Below are 23,000 nucleotides of genomic sequence, written 5' to 3'. Positions count from 1 at the left end.
CACGCGTGCCACGCGCACCGCTCGCAACCCCTGCAACCTCTGGTTTCCCGTGAGAGAACCCGAATGAACCACACGCACCCGCACCCGCACCCGCACCATCACCATTCGCCAGGACACCACGCGCATCCACCCGTGCCGCCGCAGCCGGCCCCGGCGGACGGCGCATCGGGCACGGTCTACACCTGCCCCATGCACCCTGAGATCCGGCAGGACCACCCCGGCAACTGCCCCAAGTGCGGCATGACGCTGGAGCCCGTGATGCCGACGCTCGACGAAGGCGAAGACCCCGAGCTGCGGGACTTCAAGCGAAGGTTCTTCTGGACCCTGCCGCTCACCATCGCCGTGACCGTGCTCGCAATGGCCGGCCACCGCCTGCAGTGGTTCGACATGGCCACGCAGAGCTGGGTCGAACTCGTGCTCACGGTGCCCATCGTGCTGTGGGCCGGCTGGCCCTTCTTCGAGCGCGCGGTGCAATCGGTCGTGCATCGCAGCCCGAACATGTGGACGCTGATCGGCCTGGGCACCAGCGCCGCGTTCGTCTACAGCGTCGTGGCCACGCTGGCGCCGGGCGTGTTCCCGGCGTCGTTCGTGTCGATGGGGCGCGTGGCGGTCTACTTCGAGGCGGCCGCGGTCATCATCTCGCTCACCCTGCTCGGCCAGATCCTCGAGCTGAAGGCGCGCTCGCAAACCTCGGCGGCCATCAAGTCGCTGCTGGGCCTTGCGCCCAAGACGGCCCGCCGCATCGGCGCCGACGGCACCGAAGAAGACGTGCCCATCGCCCATGTGCACGTGGGCGACAGATTGCGCGTGCGCCCCGGCGAGAAGGTGCCCGTCGATGGCGTGGTGATCGAAGGCGGCAGCGCGGTCGACGAATCCATGCTCACCGGCGAGCCGCTGCCGGTGACCAAGCGGGTCGGCGACAAGCTCATCGGCGCGACGCTGAACACCCACGGCGCATTGGTGATGCAGTCCGAAAAAGTCGGCTCGCAGACCGTGCTGTCGAGCATCGTGCAGATGGTTGCGCAGGCCCAGCGCTCCAGGGCGCCGATGCAACGCATGGCCGACCACGTGGCCGGCTACTTCGTCATGGCCGTCATCGGCATCGCGGTGCTGACCTTTTTCGCCTGGGGCCTCTTCGGGCCGCAGCCCAGCTGGGTCTACGGCCTCATCAACGCGGTGGCGGTGCTCATCATTGCCTGCCCGTGCGCGCTGGGCCTGGCCACGCCCATGTCGATCATGGTCGCCACCGGCAAGGCTGCGACGCAGGGCATGCTGTTCCGCGATGCCGCCGCGATCGAGAACTTCCGCAAGGTCGATGCGCTCATCGTCGACAAGACCGGTACGCTGACCGAAGGCCGGCCCCGGTTCGAGCGCGCCGTCGCCCTGCCCGGCTTTGCCGAAGACGAAGTGCTGCGCCTTGCCGCCAGCCTGGACCAGGGCAGCGAACACCCGCTGGCGGACGCCATCGTGCGCGCGGCGCGCGAGCACGGCCTTGCGCTCGCCCCGGTCGACGGTTTCGAGTCGAGCAGCGGCATCGGCGTGAGCGGCACCGTGGACGGCCGCAAGCTGGCGCTCGGCAACACGGCGCTGATGAATCAGCTGCACGTGCCGGTCGACAGCCTCAAGCCGCAGGCCGAGGCCCTGCGCGCCGAAGGGGCCAGCGTGATGTTCCTGGCGGTCGACGGCCAGCCCGCCGGCCTGCTCGCCGTGTCGGACCCGATCAAGGCCACCACGCTGGAGGCGCTGGCTGCGCTCAAGGCCTCGGGCATGCGCGTCATCATGGCGACGGGCGATGGTTCGACCACCGCCCGGGCCGTCGCAAGCAGGCTGGGCATCGACGAGGTGCATGGAGAGGTCAAGCCCGCCGACAAGCTGGCGCTGGTGGAAAAGCTGCAGCGCGAGGGCCACATCGTCGCCATGGCCGGCGACGGCATCAACGACGCACCGGCGCTCGCCAGGGCCGACGTCGGCGTGGCAATGGGCACCGGCACCGACGTCGCGATGAACAGCGCGCAGGTGACGCTGGTCAAGGGCGACCTGCGGGGCATTGCCCAGGCGCGCGTCGTCTCCGAGCAGACCATCGCCAACATGAAGCAGAACCTGGGCTTCGCCTTTCTCTACAACGCCCTGGGCGTGCCGCTGGCCGCGGGCGTGTTGTTTCCGTTCACGGGGTGGCTGCTGTCGCCGATGATCGCCGCGCTGGCGATGAGCCTGAGCTCGGCATCGGTCATCACCAACGCGCTGCGCCTGCGGGGCTTCGGAAGCCCGGAGGGCGCGAAAGGTGCGCACGAAGCGCACCGCCACGGCAACTAGCGCGCGGCTTCCATGTGGGTCACGGTGGGCTTGCCCTTCATGACCTCCACATGGAACCGGACCTTGTCGCCGGCCTTCACCCCGTCGAGCATCTTCCTGTCGGCAACGTCGAAGCCCATGGTCATGGCCGGCATGGCGAGGTTCGGAATGTCGCCGTGCTTGAGCACGATCACGCCGCCCGCCGTGTCGATCTTCTGCACGACCGCATCGGTCAGCATGCCGGCTGCCGTTTGCGGCGCCGGCGCGGCGGGCTTCATGGACGACATCGCGTCCTTCGACATCTGGGCCTGGGCCGCAACGGCCGATGCAACGAGCAGCGCGAACGCGAGGGGATGCAGAACTTTCATCGGGTAACTCCTTCGGTGGGTTGAATGGAAACAGCGGGAGAACGGGGGCGCGCAGCATCGCCACGCCGGCGCAACAGGAACCAGGCAGCCGGAACGACCAGCATGCTCAACAGCGGCGCGGTGACCATGCCGCCGACCATCGGCGCGGCGATGCGCGTCATCACCTCCGAGCCGGTGCCGCTGCCCCACAGGATGGGCAGCAGGCCGGCCATCACCACGGCCACGGTCATCGCCTTGGGCCGCACGCGCAGCACCGCGCCTTCGCGGATGGCGGCCAGCAGCGTGTCGTCGTTCATTGGTTCGCCGGCTTCGAGGCGCCGTGCCAGCGCGTTCTTCAGGTAGACCAGCATCACCACGCCGAACTCGGCCGCCACGCCGGCCAGCGCGATGAAGCCCACCGCCGTGGCGACCGAGATCGAATGGCCCAGCGCCCAGATCAGCCAGAAGCCGCCGATGAGCGAAAACGGCACGGCCGCCATCACCAGCGCTGCATCGGCGAACGAGCGGAACAGCAGATAGAGCAGCACGAAGATGACCGCCAGCGTGACCGGCACGACCAGCTTCAGCCGCTCGGTCGCGCGCTCCAGGTACTCGAACTGGCCCGACCACGACACGGCATAGCCGGCGGGCATCTTCACGGCCTTGTCGACGGCGGCCTGCATGTCGTTGACGGCGGAGCGCAGGTCGCGGCCGCGCACATCGACGTACACCCACCCCGACAGGCGCGCGTTTTCGCTGCGCAGCATCGGCGGACCGTCTTCGATGGCGATCTTTGCCACGTCGCCGAGCAGCAGTTGAGCGCCCTTCGCAGTCACGAAGGGCAACTGCCGCAGCCGTTCGAGCGAATCGCGGATCTCGCGCGGGTAGCGCACGTTGATCGGATAGCGCTCGCGGCCCGAGATGACCTCGCCCACGTTCTCGCCGCCGATGGCCGTGGACACCACGGCCTGCACGTCGGCCACCGAAAGCCCGTAGCGCGCGACGGCCAGCCGGTCGACATCGACGTCGATGTAGCGCCCGCCCGTCAGCCGCTCCGCCAATGCCGACGACACACCGGGAACGTTCTTCACCGCCGCCTCGATCTGCGTGGTCAGCGCATCGATGGTGGCCAGGTCCGCGCCCGCCACCTTGATGCCCACCGGGCTCTTGATACCGGTCGCCAGCATGTCGATGCGGTTGCGGATGGGCGGCACCCACACGTTGGTCAGGCCCGGTACCTTCACCGCGCGGTCCAGTTCCTCGACCAGCCTGTCGGCTGTCATGCCCGCGCGCCATTGCGCCTTCGGCTTGAACTGGATGGTGGTCTCGAACATCTCGAGCGGGGCCGGGTCGGTCGCTGTGTCCGCGCGGCCTGCCTTGCCGAACACGCGCGCGACCTCCGGTACGGTCTTGATGAGGCGGTCGGTCTGCTGCAGCAGTTCCGAAGCCTTAGACACCGACAGGCCCGGCAGCGCGGACGGCATGTAGAGCAGATCGCCTTCGTCCAGCGGCGGCATGAACTCGCCGCCCAGCCGCATCAGCGGCACCGCCGTCAGCGCCAGCAGCAAGGCGGCCACCACCAGCGTTCCCTTGGGAAAGCGCAGCACCAGCTCCAGCGCGGGCCGGTACACCGCCATCAGCAGGCGGTTGACGGGGTTGGCGGCCTCGTGCGGAATGCGCCCACGGATCAGGTAGCCCATGAGCACCGGAATCAGCGTGACCGACAGGCCCGCGGCGGCCGCCATCGCGTAGGTCTTGGTGAAGGCCAGCGGCGAGAACAGCCGCCCCTCCTGCGCTTCGAGCGAAAACACCGGCACGAAGGACAGCGTGATCACCAGCAGCGAGAAGAACAGCGCGGGCCCGACCTCCACCGACGCATCGGCAACGAGTTGCCACCGCTCCGGCACGGTGGGCTGCCGGCCGTGCACCGTCTCGAAGGCCTCGATGTGCTTGTGCACGTTCTCGACCATCACGATGGCGCCGTCCACCATCGCACCGATGGCAATCGCGATGCCGCCCAGCGACATGATGTTGGCGTTGACGCCCTGCCAGTGCATGACGATGAACGCGGCCAGCACGCCGACCGGCAAGGCCACAACCGCCACCAGCGCCGAGCGCAGATGGAACAGGAAGACCGCGCAGACCAGCGCGACGACGATGAATTCCTCGATCAGCTTGCCGCGCAAGTTATCGACGGCGCGGTCGATCAGCAGCGAGCGGTCGTAGGTCGGCACGATCTCGACGCCCGGCGGCAGGCTGGGCTTGAGCGCATCGAGCTTGGCCTTGACGGCCTCGATGGTCGAGCGGGCGTTCTTGCCCGAGCGCATGACGATCACGCCGCCGGCCACTTCGCCCTCGCCGTCCAGCTCAGCAATGCCGCGCCGCATCTCGGGGCCGACCTGCACCGTCGCCACGTCGCGCAGCAGCACTGGCGTGGCACCGGACACGGCGAGCGGGATCGTGCGGAAGTCGTCCAGCGAGCGCAGGTAGCCGCGCGAGCGCACCATGTACTCGGCCTCGGCGAATTCGACCACCGAGCCGCCCGATGCCTGATTGGCCTTCTGCAGGGCCTCCACCACCGCCTGCTGCGTGATGCCCAGCGCGCGCATGCGGTCGGGGTCGAGCACCACCTGGTACTGACGCACCATGCCGCCGATGCTGGCGACCTCGGCCACGTCGGGCACCGTCTTCAGCTCGAACTTGAGGAACCAGTCGTTGAGCGCACGCAGCTGCCCGATGTCGCGCGCGCCCGTGCGGTCGACCAGTGCGTATTCGTAGACCCAGCCGACGCCTGTGGCGTCAGGCCCCAGCGAGGCGTTGGCGCCCGCGGGCAGCTTGCTCTGCACCTGGTTCAGGTACTCCACCACGCGCGAGCGTGCCCAGTACGGATCGGTCTTGTCGTCGAACAGCACGTAGACGAAGGAATCGCCGAAGAAGGAATAGCCGCGCACGGTCTTGGCGCCGGGCACGCTGAGCATGGTGGTGGTCAGCGGATAGGTCACGAGGTCTTCGACCACCTGCGGCGCCTTGCCGGGGAAAGGCGTGCGGATGATGACCTGCGTGTCGGAGAGATCGGGCAATGCGTCGAGCGGGGTGCGGGCCACCGACCACCAGCCGGCAGCCACCAGGAACACGGTCGCGATCAGCACCAGGAAGCGGTTGCCGACCGACCAGCGGATGAGCGCGGCGATCATGGCTTGGCGCCTTGCTGCGGGTTGTTCACGCGCTGCACCGAGACCAGCTCGTAGCCCGTGGGGCCGCCTTCCCTGAACTCGAAGCGGACCGTGTCGCCGGGCTTGATGTCGGGGAAGGCCTCTGGCGTGGCCTTGGCGAAGCCCATCGTCATGGCGGGCCATTTGAGCGTTGCGACGGGGCCGTGCGAGATGGTGATGCCGTCGGGCGCCACGCTTTCGACCTTGCCTTCTGCCTTGTGGACCATCGCGGCTGGCGCCGAAGTGCCCGTGGTCGGCGAGGCTGCTGGCGCCGCCATGTTGCCCAACACCGAGCGCAGCCGCGCTTCGGAGTCGATCAGGAACTGGCCGCTGGCCACCACCTGGTCGCCATCGGCGAGGCCCGAGACGACTTCGATGTCGTCGCCGAGGTCCACGCCCAGCGACACGTCTCGCGGCTCGAAGGCGCCGTCGGCCTTGCGCACGATGACGACGGCGCGCTTGCCGGTGCGGATCACGGCTTCGGCGGGTACCACCAACCGGGTACTGCCGGCACTGGCCACCTGCAGCCGAAGCAGCATGCCGGGTACGAGCTTTCCGCTGCGGTTGTCGACCTCGAAGCGGGCCTTCAGGGTTCGCGTGGCCGCATTCACTTCGGGAAGGATCTCGTCCAGCGTGCCGTCGAAAGACTGCGACGCATCGGCCTGCAGGCTCGCCCTGACCTTCTGGCCGCGCGCGAGGTGCACCGCTTGTGCTTCCGGAATTTCGACCACCGCCCAGACTTTTTCGAGGCCTGCGATGCGGAACAGCGTCATGCCTGGCGTGACCGCGACGCCTTCGCGCACGCCCAGTTCGGCCACGACGCCATCGGCCGGCGCGGCGAGAACGTAGCGCGCCTGCGCGGTGCCCGTCTCTTCGCTGTGCCGGACGAGATCGGCCGGGATGGACATGGCGCGCATGCGCTCGCGCGCCGCCGCGATGAGGTCTGATGAAACACCGGACCGCTTCAGCGCAAGCAGCTCGTTCTGCGGGCCAAGCCATTCCGGCGCGAAGACCGTCGCCAGGGCCTGCCCCTTGCGCACACGCTCCATCGGCGCGCGCACCGACAGGTGTTCGACATAGCCGGCAACGCGGGTCTGCACGGCGACGCTGAGCCGTTCGTCGAACTGCACACTGCCGACCGCGTCGAACGACGTGGCACTGGCCTCCCGCCGCACGCTGGCGTAGCGGATGCCCAGGTTCTGCTGAATCGAGGGGCTGATCTTCACGCCCTGTTCTTCTCCACTGCCGCTCGCGCCCGTTGCGCTGTCGGCATACACCGGGACCAACTGCATGTCCATGAAGGGCGACTTGCCGGGCTTGTCGAAGCGCTGGCCCGGCACCATCGGGTCGTGCCAGTAGAGAACCTTGCGGCCATCGGCGGTCGCTGGCGCGGCCATCGACGTATCCGCAGGCTGGGCCGTCTTGCGGCCCAGGTAGAAAGCGCCCGTGGCGAGCAACAAGGCGGCCAGCGCAGCAGCGCCCATCGTGTGTGTTCTGTTCATTGCGCCACCTCGGCGGTCAGCGGCCGGAAGGCCAGTTGGATTCGGGTCTTGGCAAGGTCGCGCTGCAGCGTCAGCAGCTTGCGCTGCGCCTCGACCTCGGCGTGCCGTGCCTCGAACAGGACGACGAGACTGCCCTGGCTCGATTGGTAGGCCGCCAACGCGGCGGCCGTTCTTTGCGCGGCGGGCACGACGACGCCACTGCGATAGCGGTCGATGCGTTGCTGCAGGCGTTGCGCATCGCCTGACAGCGACCGGTACTCGGCGGTCGCGGCCCGGGTGGCTTCGGCCAGGTCGGCTTCGGCCTTGTCGACCAGGGCCCACCGGCTTGCGGTATCGCGGTCCTGCCGCTCGCCGGGCGCCACGGCCAGCGGAATGCTCACGCCCACCGACACCATGTCGGCATAGCCGGTACGCTGGCCGTAAGACACCTCCCAGGTCCAGTTGGGCTTGCGGTTCGACGCGGTGACGTCGGCCGCGCGGCTGGCCACATCGACATCGCGCTGCATCGCCGCGACCGCGGGGTGGCCGGCGACATAGTCCTGCTCGCTGGGGAGCGGGATGACGTCGGGCGGCGCCAGCTCGCCGGGCGGCATGCCGACCCAGCGCTCGAACGCGACGCGGGCGGTGTTCTGCTGTTGCCGGATCTCGGCCGTCTCGTCTTCCGAGATGCCCCGCGCGCCGGCCAGTGCCAGCACGTCCTGGCTGCTTCCCGAGGCCGAGGACAGGCGTGTGCGCGAGGCTTCCAGCTCTTCATGGGCGTGGTGCTCCATGAGGGTGGCGAGCTTCAGGGTCTCGCCTGCGTAGAACGCGTCGAGGTACGCGAGCGCGGCTTGCAGGCGGGCATCGGCCGCGGCGACGCGTGCCTGTACCGCCTCGCGCCCGACCGAAGCGTCGGCCGCGGCCTGCCGCGCGGCCCGCTTGTCGGCGGACAGCCATTCCTGACTGATGCCGATGCGCTTCATCGTCATCGAATCGCGCGTGGTGTTGAAGCGATCCGGCCCTGTCGCGGGCAGGTTGTCGATGCCGACGCGCAAGGTCGGATCGGGCAACTGCGCCGCGGCACGGGAGGCCTCCGTGGCGCTCAGTACGCCGGCACGGGCGGCACGCGCCGCCTCGGAGCGCTGGACGGCAAGCCGAAGGGCCGCGTCAAAGGAAAGAGGTGCGGCCGCCGCAAGGCACGGCAGCGATAACGCGGCGGCCAGGGCGGCCGCGCGCGGAAAAGGAATGGACATGAAAACTCCGCAGACGAACGAGGCAATCGCTGGCGAGCGGACAAGCCGCGCCAGCACCGGTCAGTCGACGGAAATTTCAGACGCGAAGTCTGCGCGTGGCGAGAAAGACGGGGTCGGGTGGTGGATGCTGCTGTTCGGGCTGGGCCTGCACCGGGAGCGCATGGCCCTCCGACACGAGCACCAGTGGCATCACCACCACCTGCACGATGGCGGGCAGCGACGGCGTGGCCAGCTTCACCGGCTCGAACGACAGCGACATGTCGGCCGCGTGCTGGTAGCACAGCACGGGCTGCGCCATGTCCATGCCTTCGCAGGGCTCGCCCGACGCCATCATCTGCGCCATCGACGAGGTGTCGGGCACGCCCGGGCACACGTAGCTTGCCAGCGCCAGCTGCGAGAACAGCAGCGACAGGACCACGAGGAACGCGGTCGTGCAGCGATGGAAGGCGGAGCGGGACGACATGTGCGGCGGGAGTGTAGCGCCGTTGGCCCGGGCACGATGGCACCCGGGAAGCACGGCCCTCTTTTCAGCTCAGCGCTTTCTTATCTGGCCGGCAGGTACTGCCTCGGATCGACGGCCTTGCCGCGGTAGCGGATCTCGAAGTGCAGCTTGGCCTCGCTGCCCATCTCGGCGATCTTCTGGCCGCGTTGCACCTTCTGGCCCTGCTTGACCAGCATGGTCCGCACGTTGGTGTAGACCGACATGTACGAGCCGCCGTGGTCAACCATGATGACGCTGCCGTAGCCCCGCAGCGTTTCGGTGGCGGCCACCGAGCCCGCGCCGATGGACAGCACGGCCTCGCCGGCGCTGCCGCTGATGTCGATGCCCTTGTTGCTGCTGCCGTTGAAGCCCGCGACAACCGGACCCTGCGAGGGCCAGCCCCAGTCGCTGCGCCGGGACGCGGGCGGCACGACCGGATCGGGCTCCCTGGCCGGCGCCGTGGACCGGGGCGGCCTCGGGCGGTCGGCGCCGCTGGCGCTTCGCGAAGGCGCGGGCGCATCGGACGACGATGCGCCACCCGGCGGCACCACGCGCAGCACCTGCCCCGCTTCGAGGCGGTCAGGGTCCTGGATGTTGTTCCAGCGCGCGATGTCGGCGGCCGAGCGGCCCGACTTCGACGCGATGCGATAGAGCGTGTCGCCCTGCTGCACGACGTATTCGCCGGGCCCCGCCACCTTGGGTGCCGTGGTGCACGCCCCCACCATCAATGCCGCCATCAGCGCGAGGCTCGCGCGCCACTTCCTGCCTGTCACAACCACTACCGGATTCCTTCCTGGAAGACTGGGATCTCGCGCCCCCATGTGCCCGGGGTCGCGTTCGAAGAATCCGCAGAGGCTACCAGCAGTGGCTGAAGGGCCCTGTCGCCTTGACCCCAGAGCCCCTTCGGGCCCCGGAAGTCACCAGCCGTGGAAGCGCCCCCAGCGCGCCAGGCGGCCGTCTTCCGACAGCGCGTGGTACTCGGGAAACTGCGCGCCGGTGGCGCAGGCGTGGTTGGGCAGGATGCGCAGCCGCGTGCCGAGCGGAAAGCGCGCGGCAATGCCGCTGTCGGGTGCGCCTTCGCCCGACAGGATGCCGTGCTCCTGGTTGGCCGCGCTGAGCACATAGCCGTCGAGCACCTTGCCGTCGATGTCGCAGACCTGGCCGTAGCCGAAGTCGTGCCGCTGCTTTTGCGTGCCGCGGTCGCGGCTCATGGCCATCCAGCCCGCATCGACGATGGCCCAGCCTTTTTCGGCCTGGTGGCCGATGACCGTGGTGAGAACGCTCAGCGCGATGTCGTCTTCGGTGCAGACGCCGACATTGCGCATCACGAGGTCGAAGAACACGTAGACGCCGGCCCGCACCTCGGTCACGCCGTCCAGGCGCTCGGCCATCAGCGCGGTGGGCGTGGAGCCCACGCTGACCACGGGGCACGGCAGGCCCGCATCGCGCAGCCGTTGCGCGGCGCGCACGCAGCCGGCGCGCTCCTGCTCGGCGATGGCACGCAGCGCCTCGGGCGTGTCGAATTCGTAGCTGGAGCCGGCGTGCGTCATCACGCCGCCCAGGCGCATGCCGCCGTCGTGCAGCACGCGCGCCACGTCGAGCAAGGCGTCGTCTTCGGGCCGGATGCCGGAGCGGTGGCCGTCCGTGTCGACTTCGATCAGCACCTCGAACACCTCCCCCTGCGCGCGGCCGAACTCGGCAATGGCGCGCGCCGACGCCACGTCGTCGGTGAGGATGACCAGCGCGCAGCCGCGCCGGCGCAAGTCCAGCGCATGCGGCAGCCGGTGCGGCGCCATGCCGACCGCATAGAGGATGTCGGTGAAGCCATCGACGAAGAACTGCTCGGCCTCTTTCAGCGTGGACACGGTGATGCCCTGCGCACCCGCATCGCGCTGGGCCCGGGCGACCTCGGCGCACTTGGTGGTCTTGACGTGCGGGCGAAAGCGCACGCCCAGTTCGTTCATGCGCTGCTGCATGCGCGCGATGTTGTGCCGCATGCGCGTGCGCTCGACGATGGCGGCGGGCGTGTCGAGGGTGGCAAGGGTCGAAGAAGCCATGGGGTAATTCCGTTCAGAGTGTCTGGGCCGAAGCGAAGGTGCGCAGCCACGGCAGTGCCGGTGCGAGCGTGGCGCCTTGCAGCTCGGGCGGCGGCGCACCCTGCGGCAGCGCCAGGCCCACGCGGTTGTGCCAGTAGGTGCGCAAGCCGACCACCGAGGTGCCGAACATGTCGTAGCCCGAACCGGCGATGAAGGCGGCGTCTTCGGCCTGCACGCCCAGCTGGTCGAGCGCGGCGCGGTACGGGCGCGGGTCGGGCTTGTAGAAGCCGGCCTCTTCCGAGGTGACGACCGCGTCCCACCCGATGCCGAGCCGCGCGGCCGCCCGATGGCCGAGCTGGCGCGAGCAGTTGGTGACCACGGCCAGCTTGCAATGCGGCTGGAGCGCCAGCAGCAGTTCGCGCGCGCCGTCCCACACGGGCAGCGTGTCCCATTGGGCTTCGAGCGCATCGGGGGCAGAGTCGGCCATGCCGGCGTTGCGCGCGGCTTCTTTCACGAGTTGCTCGTAGGGCACGTAGGCGCCGCAGCCATAGGTCAGGCGCAGGTACTCGGCGCGCCAGGCGCGGCCTTTTTCTTCGGAGCCGGCGGCGGCGTTCCAGACGGTCGAGGAGTCGAGCAGCGCGGTCAGCAGGTCGAACAGAACGGCGCGTGGGTAGGTGGCGCCAGGGGGCGTTGTGGATGCTTGCATGAGCCCGGACTTTACGTTTCAAAGCCCCTGTCGTGCTTCAATACGCCGTCATCAATCGTTAAGCACAAGTGAATGATCCAGATCGAGGACATGCAACTGGCGGCTGCCCTGCTGCGCGAGCCCTCCCTGAGCGCCGCGGCCCGTGCGCTCGACGTGACGCCGCCCGCGCTGTCGATGCGGCTGCGCAAGCTGGAAGCCGCACTGGGCCTGTCGCTGGCCACCCGCACCTCGCGAAAACTCAGCCTGACGCCCGAAGGTGAACGCTTTGCGCGCGAAGCCGCCGCGCTGCTCGGGCAGATCGAAGGCCTGCGCGAATCGATGCAGCGCGACGACCGCCGGCTCGCCGGCACCCTGCGCATCGCGGCGCCCTTCGGCTACGGCCGGCAGTACGTGGCGCCGATGCTCGCGCGCTTCGCACGTCTGCATCCGGGGCTGCACGTGCAGCTCGACCTGCGCGAGACACCGTGGCCCGACCGGCACGATGCCGACGCGGTGATCCACATCGGCGCGGTGCGCGATTCGTCGTGGGTGGCGCGCACGCTCAGCGCCAACGAGCGCTGGCTGTGCGCCAGCCCCGAATACCTGCGCCTGCACGGCGTACCGCATGTTCCGCGCGACGTGATGGCGCATGCCTGCATCAGCATCCGCGAGAACGACGAAGACGTGACGCTGTGGCACGTGCGCGCGGCCGGCAACGCTGCAACCGGCAAGCGCGCTCCGCAGCGCGAAACGCTGCGCATCGCACCCGCCTACGTCACCAACGACGGCGGCGTGGCGCGGCAGTGGGCCGAACAAGGCCTCGGGCTGGTGCTGCGTTCCGAGTGGGACGCGGCCGACGCCATCGCGCGCGGCACGCTGGTGCGTGTGCTGCCCGACTGGCAGTTCGACAGCGCGCCGGTGCTGCTGCTGGTGCCGACCCGCAAGGGGCGCACGGCACGCATGCAGGCGCTGGTCGAGTTTCTCGAACTGAGCTTTGGCACCGCGCGCAAGTGAAGCGCGGGCGGTTCGCCGCCGCATCCGTTACAGATGATTCGTGCATGTAGAAGCAACGAATCGGTCGTTGGTCGCGCGCAAGCTGCGCCACAGAATTCGTGGCCCTGAACAGAGGAGATTCCACGATGAGCGACAACAAGGTCCCTTCTTCTTCCATCGACACGCGCTTCGGCGATCTGCAGATCCGCCGCGTGGCCGGCCACATCGGCGGCGAGGTGCAGAACCTGAAGCTTTCCGCCGAGCTGCCGCAGGAAGCGATCGAGCAACTGAACGCGGCGCTGGTCAGGCACAAGGTGCTGTTCTTTCGCGGGCAAGACCATCTCGACGACGCCGCGCACCAGGCCTTCGGCGGGCGCTTCGGCCGCACCGTGGCGCACCCCACGGTGCCCTCGCCCAGCGGCACGAAGCTGTTCGAGCTCGATGCCTCCAGGGGCGGCGGGCGCGCCGACTCGTGGCACACCGACGTGACCTTCGTCGACGCCTTTCCCAAGATCTCCATCCTGCGCGCGGTAACGATCCCGGCCTTCGGCGGCGACACCGTCTGGGCCAACACCGCCCTGGCCTACGAGCGCCTTCCCGCGCCACTGAAGCAACTGGCCGACCAGCTGTGGGCCGTGCACAGCAACGACTACGACTACGGCGCCGATCGCGTGCTGGTCGACGAAGAGCGGCTGCGGCATCACCGCAACGTGTTCGTCTCGGCGGTGTACGAGGCCGAGCATCCGGTGGTGCACGTGCACCCGGTGTCGGGCGAGCGCGCGTTGCTGCTCGGGCATTTCGTGAAGAAGCTGGTCGGGCTGTCGAGCGCCGAGTCGGCGCGCATCTTCGAGCTGCTGCAGAACCGCGTGACCCGGCTGGAGAACACCGTGCGCTGGAGCTGGCGGCAAGACGACGTGGCGATCTGGGACAACCGCGCCACGCAGCACTTTGCGATCAACGACTACGGCGACCAGGCGCGCCTGGTGCGGCGCGTGACGGTGCACGGTGAAACCGCCGTGGCCATCGACGGCCAGCGCAGCCGCACCCGCAGCCGGCCCGAGGCGACGAACGACGCGCGCATCGACGAAGTCATCACCGCCACGGCGTGACGGTCTGAAGGCCTGACGGCCGGCGTGGCGCACGGCCCGTGCGGCGAAGCCACGGGCCGGCCGACACCTGCCTATGCCTTCGCCGTCTCTTGCGGCTCGCCCAGCGACAGCATCAGGCGGTTGGCCCAGTTGAAGAAGGCCGCGCCATAGATCACGTCGACAATTGCAAGGTCGTCCAGCCCCTGGGTGCGCAGCCGCTCGATGTGTTCCGCTCCGAAGGTCGATGGGGTGGACGACAGCGCGACAGAAGCCGCCACGATCGCATTCCACCGTTCACCCAGTTCCGCGCCCACGCCTTCGTCCAGCAGGCGCTGCACGGCTTCCGTGCGGTGCGAGAAATGCGAGGCAAAACGCGCATGCACCGACGCGCAATAGATGCAGCCGTTGTAGCGCGAAGCGGCCGCCGCCGACAGCTCGCGCTCGGCGCGCGGCAGGCCGGCTTCGGGGTTGTAGAAGATGTCCTTGTCGGTGCGCGTGCGGGCACCCAGGATGTCGGGGTCGCGCGCCAGCAGCCGGAAGTACGGCGACTTGGCGCGGGCCGCGTCCACCAGGCCGGCGTAGTGCCGCTCGGTCAGTTCGGCCTCGGGCAGCGGTGGCAGCCAGGGCAGCCATTCGAGCTGCGCCTGCGTGAATGCGGTCGGGTGCGTGTTGTCGGGATGGGTCAGGGTCGATTCGATGGTCATGGTGTTCAGGCCGTGGTTGCAGGATGCCGGGCCAGCGACTGGAGGCCCGTGACGACGCGGATCTGGAACGCGAGAAAGGCCACGAGCTGCGACAGCGTGACGATCTCGGTGCTCGACCAGCCTTCGTCGAGCAGCGTCTGCAAGGCGGCAGGGCTCGCGTCGCGCGGATGAAAGACGAGCAGGTGCGCGTGGACAAGGGCCGCGGACAGGCGGGCGCCCAGCACCTCGCGGTGCGTGTCGCTCACCGTGTACGTGGGGCCGGTGGTGTCTTCGGCACTGAGCGGGCCGGCGGGATAGCGCCCGTAGGGGCCCTGCGCGGCGGAGCGCCTTGTCTCAGTGGCGATGGCTTCGGCCAGACCGGCGCGTGGGCCCTGTCCGGCCAGCCCGGTGGCGTAGAAGTTCGCCACATCGGCTTGCCCGTGCAGCCCGGCGACGAAGGCCGCGACGGCAAACCTGTCGACCTGGGTGAAGTGCCCGAACACGGGCGGCGTAGGCGCGAACAACGCAAGGTAGCTTTGCTGCGCATGCGTGCGCGCTTCCTGGCGCCGCGCGCGGATGAGGTCGATGACGTCGCCCGGCGCCACGCCGACAAGGCGGTCGATCACGTCGGGGATGGAAGGCGTTGGAGAAGAAAGCGAAGAGGAAGAAGCCATGGCGTTCATGCAGCCTTGAGGAGTGTGTGGGTAGGTTGAAGGTCGGCCGCATCCGCGCCGCGCACCCAGCCCAACGCCGGGGCGACCACGGTGGCTGTCAGTTCGATGGAGCGCAGGATGGCGTCGTGCGGCGGGTCGATGGAATGCACCTGGCAGACCAGGTCGGTCACGCGCTGCAGCGTGCTGTCGGCGCGCAGCGAGGCGATCACGTCATCGGTCGTGCCGACGTGCACGTCGTAGGCGGCGATCAGTTCGTCCAGCGTGGCATCAGGCCCGACGCGGTCCGAAAGACCTGCCTGCCCCGACGAAGCGAAACGGGCCGCCGCACGGCGCAGGCCGATGTCGGCCAGCCGCAGCGCCTCGTTGCGGGTCTCGGCCACGAAGACGCTGCGCGAGCCGACGATGCGCGGTGTGCCGCCGGCCGGCAACGCGGCCAGATAGGCATCGACGATGGGGTTCTGGATGTCGGCCAGCGTGGCGTGGGGTGCGTCGGCCGAGCGCGGCTGCGTGCGCGAAAGCATGAGCCCGTCGCCCGCCAGCCCCGCGCGCGTGCCGCCGCTCACCGAGAAGGTCGCCTGCCAGATGCGGCCGGACAGTTGCGAGGCCGCGGGGTACAGCGTGTCGCCGCCGGGCAGCGGTTGCCCGGCCCAGGCCGCGCGCACCAGCGCGAGATGCTTCGCGAAGATGGCCGGACGGTCGTCGCTGTCGAGCCCGAACGCAGCAAAGGCCTCGGGCGTGCCGCCCGTTCCCACGCCCACTTCGAGCCGGCCACCGGACAGCAGGTCGAGCACGGCCGCGTCTTCGGCCACGCGCACCGGGTTTTCCAGCGGCAGTGTCACGATGCCGGTGCCCAGCCGGATGCGCCGGGTGCGCGATGCCACATAGGCCAGGAAGACGAAGGGCGATGGCAGGCCGCCTTCGTGCTCGTGGAAATGGTGCTGCGCGACCCAGGCCGAATCGAAGCCGAGGGCCTCGGCATGCGCGATCTGTGCGGCCACGAGGCGATAGCGTTCGGCGGCCGTGGCATCGTCGAGCAGCCGGCTGAAGAAACCCAGGCGCAGCGGCGCGGCGCGCTGGAAAGGCGTGAAGGAAGAGGAGGAAGGTGCGGACACGGTCGGGGTCCCTTCCGCCGGGAGCGGTGTCCGCGATCTGGTGCCCGGCATCCGGAAGGAAAAAAGTTGCGAGGAAGCCGTCGAGTTTTGCCCGCAACACCGCATCGCCGGAAATGCGGATTTGGAGTTTGCTTATCTGTTTTTCATGGCCACTCAGCGCAGCGTGTAGCCGCCATCGACGTAGATCGTCGAGCCGCTCATGTTGCCGTTGTCGAGCAGGAAGAGCGCCGCGCCCGCGGCTTCGGCCACGGTGCCGAAACGGCGGTTGAGCGTCAGCTTCTCCCACATCTCGCCCACGGCCTTGAAGACTTCGGGCGGCTTGTTGCGCCACAGCTCGCTGTCGATGGTGCCGGGCGATACGCAGTTGACGCGGATCGGTGCCAACTCCAGCGCCAGCGCGCGTGCCAGCCCTTCGACCGCCGCGTTGCATGCCGCGTAGGCCGGCGCGCCAATGGGCCGCACCGAAGCCGCGCCCGACATCAGCACCACCGCCGCATCCGGCGCGAGGTGCGGCAAGGCCGCGTGCACGGTCCAGTACTGGCCCCAGAACTTGGCCTTGAACACCGCCTCGGCCGCCTCTTGCGAGTCTTCGCGAAACGACACCGAATGGTTGACGGAGCCCGGCGTGAACAGGCCGGCCAGCGGGCCGCTGCCCTCGAAGAAGGCGGCGATGGATGCGCGCTCCCTCGCGTCCACGGTGCGGGCGGTGGCGAGCGGGCCGAGCTTCTGTGCCGCGGCCTCGGCCTTTTCGGGCGAGCGCCCGCCGATCAGGACGCGGTCGCCGCGCGCCACCAGTTGCTGGGCCAGCGCGAATCCCATGCCCGAGGTGCCGCCGATGATGGCGTATGTCTTGACTGTGCTCACAAGGTGCTTTCGTTAGGGGTTGAACTCATGCACCGATGCTAGGAAGCCATGCGCCAGAGGTAAAACGATAAGATTTCGCGAGACCCGCGCGCCGGGTTCCGCAATCGATCTCCCCCTCGCAGCACTCCTCCCCCGAATGTCCAACCTCGAGCCGCATGGCCCCATCCGCGTCTTCCTGGCCGTCTGCCAGGCGGGCAGCTTCGCCAAGGCCGCGGATGGACTGGCGCTGACGCCCTCGGCCATCGCCAAGACCATCGCGCGACTCGAAGCGCGCCTGCAGGTGCGGCTGTTCGACCGGACCACGCGCCGCCTTTCGCTGACGCGCGAAGGCCAGACCTACCAGGAGGCCTGCCAACGTGCGACCAGCGACATCGACCGGGTCGAGGCCTCGCTGGCGCAGGCCGCTTCGATGCCCAGCGGCACGCTGCGCGTCAGCCTGCCGCCGCTCTTCGGCACGCAGGTGATCGCGCCGGTGCTGTACGGGCTCGGCGAACGCTATCCGGCGCTGGCCTTCGACATCTCGTTGGACATCGAGCGCGTCGACCTGCTCGCGCGCGGCATCGACCTGGCCGTGCGCATCGGCGAGCTGCCCGACGTGACGGGCCTCACGGCGCGGCGGCTCGGCACGCAGGAACTGGTGATGTGCGCCTCGACTGCCTATGTCGAGCAGCACGGCGAGCCGGCCACGAGGGACGCGCTTGGCGCGCATGCATTGATCGCGACCGCGCATCGCGGCCAGCCGGTGCCTTGGCAATTGATCGATGACGAAGGCCGCATTGAAAGCTGGTCGCCACCCTCACGGCTGCGCACCGACAGCAGCATGCTCACCCTGGCCGCCGTACGTGCCGGCCATGGCATCGGCCTGCTGCCGCGTTGGCTTGTGGCCGACGACCTCGCTGCGGGCCGCCTGCGCACCTTGATGGACGGCCGGATCGCGGGGCATCTGCCGATCCATGCGCTGTGGCTCACGGCGCCGGTGATGCTGCCGAGGCTCAGGGTGGCGATCGACGCGATCGTCGAGGCGGTGTGAGGCGCGCTGCGATCCGTGCGATGACAGATCGCTTTGGGCTCTGCCGCTGAATTTGGCGCAGCCTCACGCCTCAACCATCCACGGCCTACCGGGAACCCCTCCGGTGAGTGATACGACGCGCAAGCAAGAGCGCGGAAGCGAGCATCAGCACAAGCCCGCTGGCAGCTTCAGCCCAGATGGTGAGATTCGTCGCGAGCGTGTGCTCCGAGCAAAGGGCCAGTGTGTAGTGCGCAAGCCCGTCAAGGCCGAAGGCCCCATACGCGCCGACCAGCAGAACGCCCAGCGCATGAAGACCGAGCCGTGCGACAAACAGGCCCGCAACGCCCAGGCTGGTGATGGCCAGCCAAACGAGATACACCTGCTCTCGCGTCAACCAGGCGGGCATGTTGGGATAGAAGGCAATGAACTCGGCGTTGTGGGCGAAGTGCGCCAGGCTGGCGACGAAATACACCGCGACAAGCACCCACATATGGGCCGGGAAAAGTGATCTCTTGGGCATGGCCCGCATTGTGTGCCAGCGGTTTGATCGTATGGATGCCACGCACAATGCCTTGGCGCCTTGCGCGCAAAAGTGGGGCGACTGAAGCCGCCCCTTCCGCACTGACCTAGCGCATGTACCCGAGGTCCCGCACGTCCGAGCGGACCGCCGCCCTGTCGGCCCCCTGCATCGGCAGGCTGACCAGCAGCTCCAGCCGGCGGCGCAGCGAGAACAGCAGCTGGATCGCGCCGTGGGCCGTCTCTTCGACGTCCTTTCCTGCCGCCACATCGGGGTAGGCCCACAGCGCGGCGTCGGGCTGGCCGGGCCATGACGGCTCCAGCGGCTGGCAGGCGGCATCGAGCGTGATGACGAAATCGGCCACGGGCGAATTCGAGCGCGCGAAGTCGTCCCAGCTGCGCGGCGGCCTGTCCGGCACGGGCATGCTGGCGCTCTTCAGGGCGCCGATGGCCGCGGGGTGGATTTCGCTGGCAAGTTGTCCGGGCTGACCGCAGGAATGGGCCGAGAACCGCGTCGGGTCCAGGTGCGCAAGGCATGCTTCGGCGAGGATGCTGCGCAATGAATTTCGCCGGGAGACGAAGATCACCGCTATACGTTTTTGCATGGAACCCTGACTATAGCCACGCTTCGTGACCTCTGTCACCGCCCGCTTAGTCGAGCACGAAAACGCGGCGAAAGGTCTGGACGACGCCGTCGCCGCGGTTCTTGATGCCCAGCTCCAGTTCGAGCCCGGTCGCGGTGGTGCGCGCGGGTGCCACGCCCGGCAGGTTGCGCCATCCCTGGCCGGGTTCCCAGGCCCGAAGCTGGAAGACGGACACCGCATCCAGCATCGCCACGCGCGCGGTCGCATCCGGCGCCGGCAAGGGGAACGAGGCCGACGCCGGCCCCGTGGCGCGATACAGCGCATCGCCGCGCCGCCACCACTGCACGCGCTGCCATTGGCCCGGCGCGGCCGGTGCCGCGCGGACGATCTCCAGGAAGAACGGCAGATCGTTCTGCCTGCGCACCAGCAACGCCGGCGGCAGCACTTCGGCCGCGGCAGGCTGCGGCAGCTCGGTGGTCGCGCGCAGGGCCACGTCGCGCTCCAACTGGTCTAGCGCACGCATGAGGCGGGCGATGTCCTCGGTGCGTTCTTCGAGCATGCCGTGGGCACGCGAGACGCTGTCCAGGCCGCGCCATGCCATCAGGCTCACCACCGCCATCAGCGTGATGGCGATCATGACTTCGATGAGCGTGAAACCCGCTTGCCGTCGCCGCTGCATCTAGCGGGTCTCCTGCAGGCGGGTGCGCAGCGAGGCCAGCCGGTTGCCGCCCTCTTCCGCCAGGTACACGTCGACCGCCGCGGCGCGCATGCCGTCGACGGCCGGGCTCAGCTCGAGCCGGCAGACCAGCCGCACGCCGCCTTGCGGGCACGGGCCGCGAACCACGCCCGGCGTGTTCGGGCCCTGGCCGATCTTCAGCTCGGCCAGCAGGTTCTCGGCGGACAGCATCGCAAGCGATTGCTGCTGCAGCAACCCGAGGTTGGTGATGGTCAGGCTCGACGCACGCACGATGGCCGCGAGCGCGATGCTGACGATGGTCAGCGCCATCAGTACCTCGATCAGCGTGAAGCCGAGCGAGCCACGGGATGGCGTCGATGATGAGAACGGCATGCGCATGATGGGCAATGCTTGCTAGTGCACCTCGTAGCCGCCCGCCGCGTTGCGCTGCACCACGACCGTGGCGTCGCCATGGCGCAGTTCCATCCGCCAGCCCGCGCCGATGGGCTCCGACGTGAGCAACACCGGCTGCGCGGGCGTGACCTGCACCGGCGCCACGCGCCACTGCCGGGGGCGCAGCTCGTCGTCGCGCGCAAAGTTGTCGAGCACGCCCGCTGTCGACACCACCGGGATCGCGCTGCCGGGCGCGGCGTACCAGGTTCCGCGCGCAAAGCTGTAGCCCTCGCCATCGGCCTGCCATGCGATCACGCGGCCGTCGATGCGCACCTCGTTCTGCGCGACGGCCAGGTGCAACACCAGCTCATGCGCATCGCGCCGCAGGTCTTGCGCGGGGTCGGGCGCGATGCTCAGGCTGATCGCCGCGGTCGCGATGCCGACGATGACCATCACGACCATCAGCTCGATCAGCGAGAAGCCGCGTTCGCCGGCTTTGGTCGGGGTTCCCTGTGGCATGCGCACCTTCATGTCGCGGCGCCCGGGGGATTCGCGGGGCCACGGCCCATGCTAGGCGGCCTGTGTGATGCCCCCGTGAAAGCGCCCATGCAAGCGCCCATGAAAACGCTGACACGAAAAGCCAACACCGCCGTGATAGACACGACAGGCACGAAGCCCAACGACCGCCAAGGAAAACCATGACCGCCATGCGCACCATGACCATCGCAACCCATCCCTCCGCGAAATACATCGTCCATGCGGTGGGCCTGCTGCTGGTGGTCGCGGGCATTGCGACATGGGCCCGCGTGCTCTACAAGCCCGCCCCGCCCGCCCCCGTCGCGCGGGTGCAGGCCACGCAGGCAGACCCGGCGGGCGACGTGCTCGCCACGTGGTTCGGCCCCGGCGAGCTGCGCGCGAACATCGCGGTCAAGGGGCTCATCAAAAGCGCGGACCAGGGCGTGGTCGTGCTGGCCGTCAACGACGCGCCCGCAAGGCCCTACCAGGTCGGAGAAACGCTGGCCCGCTCGGTCACGCTGAAGGCCATCGAGGCCGATGCGGTGGTGATCGACAAGGCCGGCACCACCGAGCGCATCGCCGCGCCGGTGATCCCGCAGCCCGCGACGCCGGGCATCGCCAGGGCCACGCCGGCCGGCGCTGCGCGCTGACGCCCGCGAGCCGCACCGGCGGGCCGGCATTTACCGCACCGCTTCGTGCGGCCTGGCGCCCGGCGTGGCGGACGGCGCCGACGCCCAGGCCGACAGGGCGTGCAACAGCCCACGGTTGACCCGGAAATCGCCGTCGCCGGACTCCGGCAAAAAGGTGTGCGACAGGCACCGCGTGATGACGCGCACCGCCCGCGCATCGGCCCCCACGGCGTTCAGCTCGCGTGTGAACGCCGTGCGCGCAGGCAGCTCGTCGGCGAACTTCTCGAAGCCCACGAACCAGCGGAACAGCATGTTGTAGGTCAGGCTCTCGTGCACCTTCTCGCTGTCTTCCAGCGAATAGATGATCTGCAGCATCAGGCACTTGAAGAGCCTCGCCGCACCGATGGTGCTGCCGTGCTGCCGCTCCAGGTCGGCGAGCAGGTCGCGCTCGTAGCGCAGCGCGTCTTCCACCAGGTCGTGCAACGGCACGAGGGGATGGCTCTGCGGCACCAGTGCGCGCAGGTTGTCGGCCTGCACCCAGGCCTGGTGGCTCACGATCCACACCCATGGCGAGCCGTAGCGGTTGACCGCCACCGGCTCCTCGCGCGCCCGCTCCACGATCTTCGAGAGCTTGGCGTCCAGCTCCTGCATGGTGACCCGCATGGGCGACATCCACTTCATCATCTGACTCCCTCCACTTCCTGAATGACTGTGCAACAGGATGCGCGACAGCAGCTCGCGCAGAGGTGTCGCATCCGGTAAGCCGCTCCCTGATCGATCATCAACGCAGCACGCCCAGCGCCTGCCGCAGCGCGGTGTCCACCTTGCGCACCGACACGCCATGGCGCCTTGCCACCTCCTGGCGCGACATCTCGTGCCAGCGCAGTGCCAGCAGCACCGACTGGTGGCGGCGCGGCAGGCGCTGCATGGCGCGGTCGACTGCCGCCACCTCCGAGCGCGCCTCGGCGATCAGCTCGGGGCCGGGCTGCCCGTCGGCGATCACGTCGACGTCCGCCCCCTCGTCGTTCACGCCGATCCAGCGCTTGCGCGCGCGCAGGCTGTCCATCGCGAGGTTGCAGGCCACGCGGTAGATGTAGGCCTCGGGGTTGGCTGGCGTCTCCTGCGAGCGGCGCTCGCCCAGGCGCAGCCACGCATCGTGCAGGCATTCGCTCGCCAGGTCCGAACACCCGAGCTGCCGTTCCAGGCGCTGGTGCAGCACCGCGTAGTGCGCCGCCAAGTGAGCCTGCAGATCGAGCGCGGGCGCCGTTGCCTTCTTCGGTGCGCGCAGTTCCACGGCCGGCAGCGGAATGCGCTCGTCGAGCCGTCGCCAGACCGATGGGAACAGCATGGAGAACCGGTCCGGCGCAGGGCGGATCGCCTGGGTGTTGAGGGTCATGATGGTTTTCGCTGAACGCCCGGCCTGCCCGCGTCCGGGATCGCCGGTTGCGGGAAAGGCCAGGCCTTGAGACAAGAAAG

At 69.0% G+C, this 23,000-nt stretch carries 24 protein-coding genes; 5 read left to right on the top strand and 19 right to left on the bottom strand.

The annotated features are described in order from the left end of the window. The first annotated feature begins 63 nt into the window (after positions 1 to 63). Complete coding sequence (locus tag BLQ28_RS13160; RefSeq protein ID WP_093239807.1) at positions 64 to 2,313, top strand: copper-transporting P-type ATPase; 2,250 nt, start codon at positions 64 to 66, stop codon at positions 2,311 to 2,313. Here the strand turns inward: BLQ28_RS13160 and BLQ28_RS13155 are convergent. The 8 genes from BLQ28_RS13155 to BLQ28_RS13120 form a co-directional block, all read right to left on the bottom strand. Further along, a complete protein-coding gene (locus BLQ28_RS13155) occupies positions 2,310 to 2,660 on the bottom strand; it encodes a copper-binding protein (protein WP_176801102.1) in 351 nt (116 codons plus the stop codon). The genes BLQ28_RS13160 and BLQ28_RS13155 overlap by 4 nt on opposite strands. Beyond that, entirely contained in the window at positions 2,657 to 5,833 is a 3,177-nt protein-coding gene (locus BLQ28_RS13150; protein ID WP_093239804.1) for an efflux RND transporter permease subunit, read from the bottom strand. Before BLQ28_RS13150 ends, BLQ28_RS13155 begins: the two co-directional genes overlap by 4 nt. After that, positions 5,830 to 7,353 (bottom strand): efflux RND transporter periplasmic adaptor subunit, encoded by a 1,524-nt coding sequence (locus BLQ28_RS13145; protein WP_093239802.1) that lies wholly within the window; start codon positions 7,351 to 7,353, stop codon positions 5,830 to 5,832. The genes BLQ28_RS13150 and BLQ28_RS13145 overlap by 4 nt, the downstream gene beginning before the upstream one ends. Beyond that, positions 7,350 to 8,585: a TolC family protein gene (locus tag BLQ28_RS13140; protein ID WP_093239799.1), complete on the bottom strand. Its 1,236-nt coding sequence runs from the start codon at positions 8,583 to 8,585 to the stop codon at positions 7,350 to 7,352. Before BLQ28_RS13140 ends, BLQ28_RS13145 begins: the two co-directional genes overlap by 4 nt. A gap of 76 nt (positions 8,586 to 8,661) precedes the next feature. After that, the gene (locus BLQ28_RS13135) at positions 8,662 to 9,048 is read right to left on the bottom strand and encodes a hypothetical protein (RefSeq protein WP_093239796.1); all 387 of its coding nucleotides are present in this window, start codon (positions 9,046 to 9,048) and stop codon (positions 8,662 to 8,664) included. A gap of 80 nt (positions 9,049 to 9,128) precedes the next feature. Then, positions 9,129 to 9,845 carry a peptidoglycan DD-metalloendopeptidase family protein gene (locus BLQ28_RS13130; protein WP_256327284.1) on the bottom strand — a complete coding sequence of 239 codons (717 nt, stop codon included), beginning with the start codon at positions 9,843 to 9,845 and terminating at the stop codon, positions 9,129 to 9,131. Positions 9,846 to 9,983: 138 nt separating this feature from the next. Then, positions 9,984 to 11,123: a DSD1 family PLP-dependent enzyme gene (locus BLQ28_RS13125; protein ID WP_093239794.1), complete on the bottom strand. Its 1,140-nt coding sequence runs from the start codon at positions 11,121 to 11,123 to the stop codon at positions 9,984 to 9,986. Between the two features lie 13 nt (positions 11,124 to 11,136). Beyond that, complete coding sequence (locus BLQ28_RS13120) at positions 11,137 to 11,808, bottom strand: HAD family hydrolase (protein WP_093239791.1); 672 nt, start codon at positions 11,806 to 11,808, stop codon at positions 11,137 to 11,139. A 72-nt stretch (positions 11,809 to 11,880) separates the two neighbouring features. Here BLQ28_RS13120 and BLQ28_RS13115 point away from each other — a divergent pair, with 72 nt between their 5' ends. Both BLQ28_RS13115 and BLQ28_RS13110 read left to right on the top strand, forming a co-directional pair. Continuing rightward, positions 11,881 to 12,801 (top strand): LysR family transcriptional regulator, encoded by a 921-nt coding sequence (locus BLQ28_RS13115; protein ID WP_093239788.1) that lies wholly within the window; start codon positions 11,881 to 11,883, stop codon positions 12,799 to 12,801. 125 nt (positions 12,802 to 12,926) lie between these two features. Continuing rightward, entirely contained in the window at positions 12,927 to 13,889 is a 963-nt protein-coding gene (locus BLQ28_RS13110) for a TauD/TfdA dioxygenase family protein (protein WP_093239785.1), read from the top strand. Positions 13,890 to 13,960: 71 nt separating this feature from the next. Here the strand turns inward: BLQ28_RS13110 and BLQ28_RS13105 are convergent, their stop codons facing one another. The 4 genes from BLQ28_RS13105 to BLQ28_RS13090 all read right to left on the bottom strand — a co-directional run bounded on the left by BLQ28_RS13105 (position 13,961) and on the right by BLQ28_RS13090 (position 17,201). After that, positions 13,961 to 14,572 (bottom strand): alkylhydroperoxidase domain protein, encoded by a 612-nt coding sequence (locus tag BLQ28_RS13105; RefSeq protein ID WP_093239783.1) that lies wholly within the window; start codon positions 14,570 to 14,572, stop codon positions 13,961 to 13,963. 5 nt (positions 14,573 to 14,577) lie between these two features. Then, positions 14,578 to 15,225 carry a CMD domain protein gene (locus BLQ28_RS13100; protein ID WP_093239780.1) on the bottom strand — a complete coding sequence of 216 codons (648 nt, stop codon included), beginning with the start codon at positions 15,223 to 15,225 and terminating at the stop codon, positions 14,578 to 14,580. Between the two features lie 5 nt (positions 15,226 to 15,230). Next, positions 15,231 to 16,337 (bottom strand): putative FMN-dependent luciferase-like monooxygenase, encoded by a 1,107-nt coding sequence (locus BLQ28_RS13095; RefSeq protein ID WP_256327283.1) that lies wholly within the window; start codon positions 16,335 to 16,337, stop codon positions 15,231 to 15,233. A gap of 153 nt (positions 16,338 to 16,490) precedes the next feature. Next, positions 16,491 to 17,201, bottom strand: a complete 711-nt coding sequence (locus BLQ28_RS13090; protein ID WP_093239774.1) for an SDR family oxidoreductase — start codon at positions 17,199 to 17,201, stop codon at positions 16,491 to 16,493. A gap of 136 nt (positions 17,202 to 17,337) precedes the next feature. On the opposite strand from BLQ28_RS13090, the gene BLQ28_RS13085 reads away from it, so the two are divergent. Continuing rightward, positions 17,338 to 18,231 (top strand): LysR family transcriptional regulator, encoded by an 894-nt coding sequence (locus BLQ28_RS13085; protein WP_093239772.1) that lies wholly within the window; start codon positions 17,338 to 17,340, stop codon positions 18,229 to 18,231. 85 nt (positions 18,232 to 18,316) lie between these two features. Here BLQ28_RS13085 and BLQ28_RS13080 read toward each other — a convergent pair whose 3' ends face one another. From BLQ28_RS13080 to BLQ28_RS13060, 5 genes are all read right to left on the bottom strand, one after another. Beyond that, on the bottom strand, positions 18,317 to 18,730 hold the full coding sequence (locus BLQ28_RS13080) for a hypothetical protein (protein ID WP_143012484.1): 414 nt from the start codon (positions 18,728 to 18,730) through the stop codon (positions 18,317 to 18,319). Between the two features lie 106 nt (positions 18,731 to 18,836). Next, positions 18,837 to 19,331 (bottom strand): arsenate-mycothiol transferase ArsC, encoded by a 495-nt coding sequence (locus BLQ28_RS13075; RefSeq protein WP_093239766.1) that lies wholly within the window; start codon positions 19,329 to 19,331, stop codon positions 18,837 to 18,839. Between the two features lie 46 nt (positions 19,332 to 19,377). Further along, positions 19,378 to 19,989, bottom strand: a complete 612-nt coding sequence (locus BLQ28_RS13070) for a prepilin-type N-terminal cleavage/methylation domain-containing protein (RefSeq protein ID WP_093239764.1) — start codon at positions 19,987 to 19,989, stop codon at positions 19,378 to 19,380. Beyond that, complete coding sequence (gene gspI, locus BLQ28_RS13065; RefSeq protein ID WP_143012483.1) at positions 19,990 to 20,385, bottom strand: type II secretion system minor pseudopilin GspI; 396 nt, start codon at positions 20,383 to 20,385, stop codon at positions 19,990 to 19,992. It lies immediately after the preceding gene. A 15-nt stretch (positions 20,386 to 20,400) separates the two neighbouring features. Beyond that, complete coding sequence (locus tag BLQ28_RS13060) at positions 20,401 to 20,898, bottom strand: prepilin-type N-terminal cleavage/methylation domain-containing protein (protein WP_176801101.1); 498 nt, start codon at positions 20,896 to 20,898, stop codon at positions 20,401 to 20,403. 179 nt (positions 20,899 to 21,077) lie between these two features. On the opposite strand from BLQ28_RS13060, the gene BLQ28_RS13055 reads away from it, so the two are divergent. Beyond that, a complete protein-coding gene (locus tag BLQ28_RS13055) occupies positions 21,078 to 21,545 on the top strand; it encodes a type II secretion system protein N (RefSeq protein ID WP_093239759.1) in 468 nt (155 codons plus the stop codon). Positions 21,546 to 21,575: 30 nt separating this feature from the next. On the opposite strand, the gene BLQ28_RS13050 is transcribed toward BLQ28_RS13055, so the two are convergent. Next, complete coding sequence (locus tag BLQ28_RS13050; RefSeq protein WP_143012482.1) at positions 21,576 to 22,208, bottom strand: transposase; 633 nt, start codon at positions 22,206 to 22,208, stop codon at positions 21,576 to 21,578. 97 nt (positions 22,209 to 22,305) lie between these two features. Beyond that, positions 22,306 to 22,920: an RNA polymerase sigma factor gene (locus BLQ28_RS13045; protein ID WP_093239754.1), complete on the bottom strand. Its 615-nt coding sequence runs from the start codon at positions 22,918 to 22,920 to the stop codon at positions 22,306 to 22,308. Between the last annotated feature and the right edge of the window lie 80 nt (positions 22,921 to 23,000).

This window comes from Variovorax sp. EL159, from assembly GCF_900100965.1.
Classification (GTDB): domain Bacteria; phylum Pseudomonadota; class Gammaproteobacteria; order Burkholderiales; family Burkholderiaceae_C; genus Variovorax.
The sequence above is the reverse complement of the archived record's forward strand: the minus strand, read 5'-3'. Positions and strand labels throughout refer to the sequence as shown.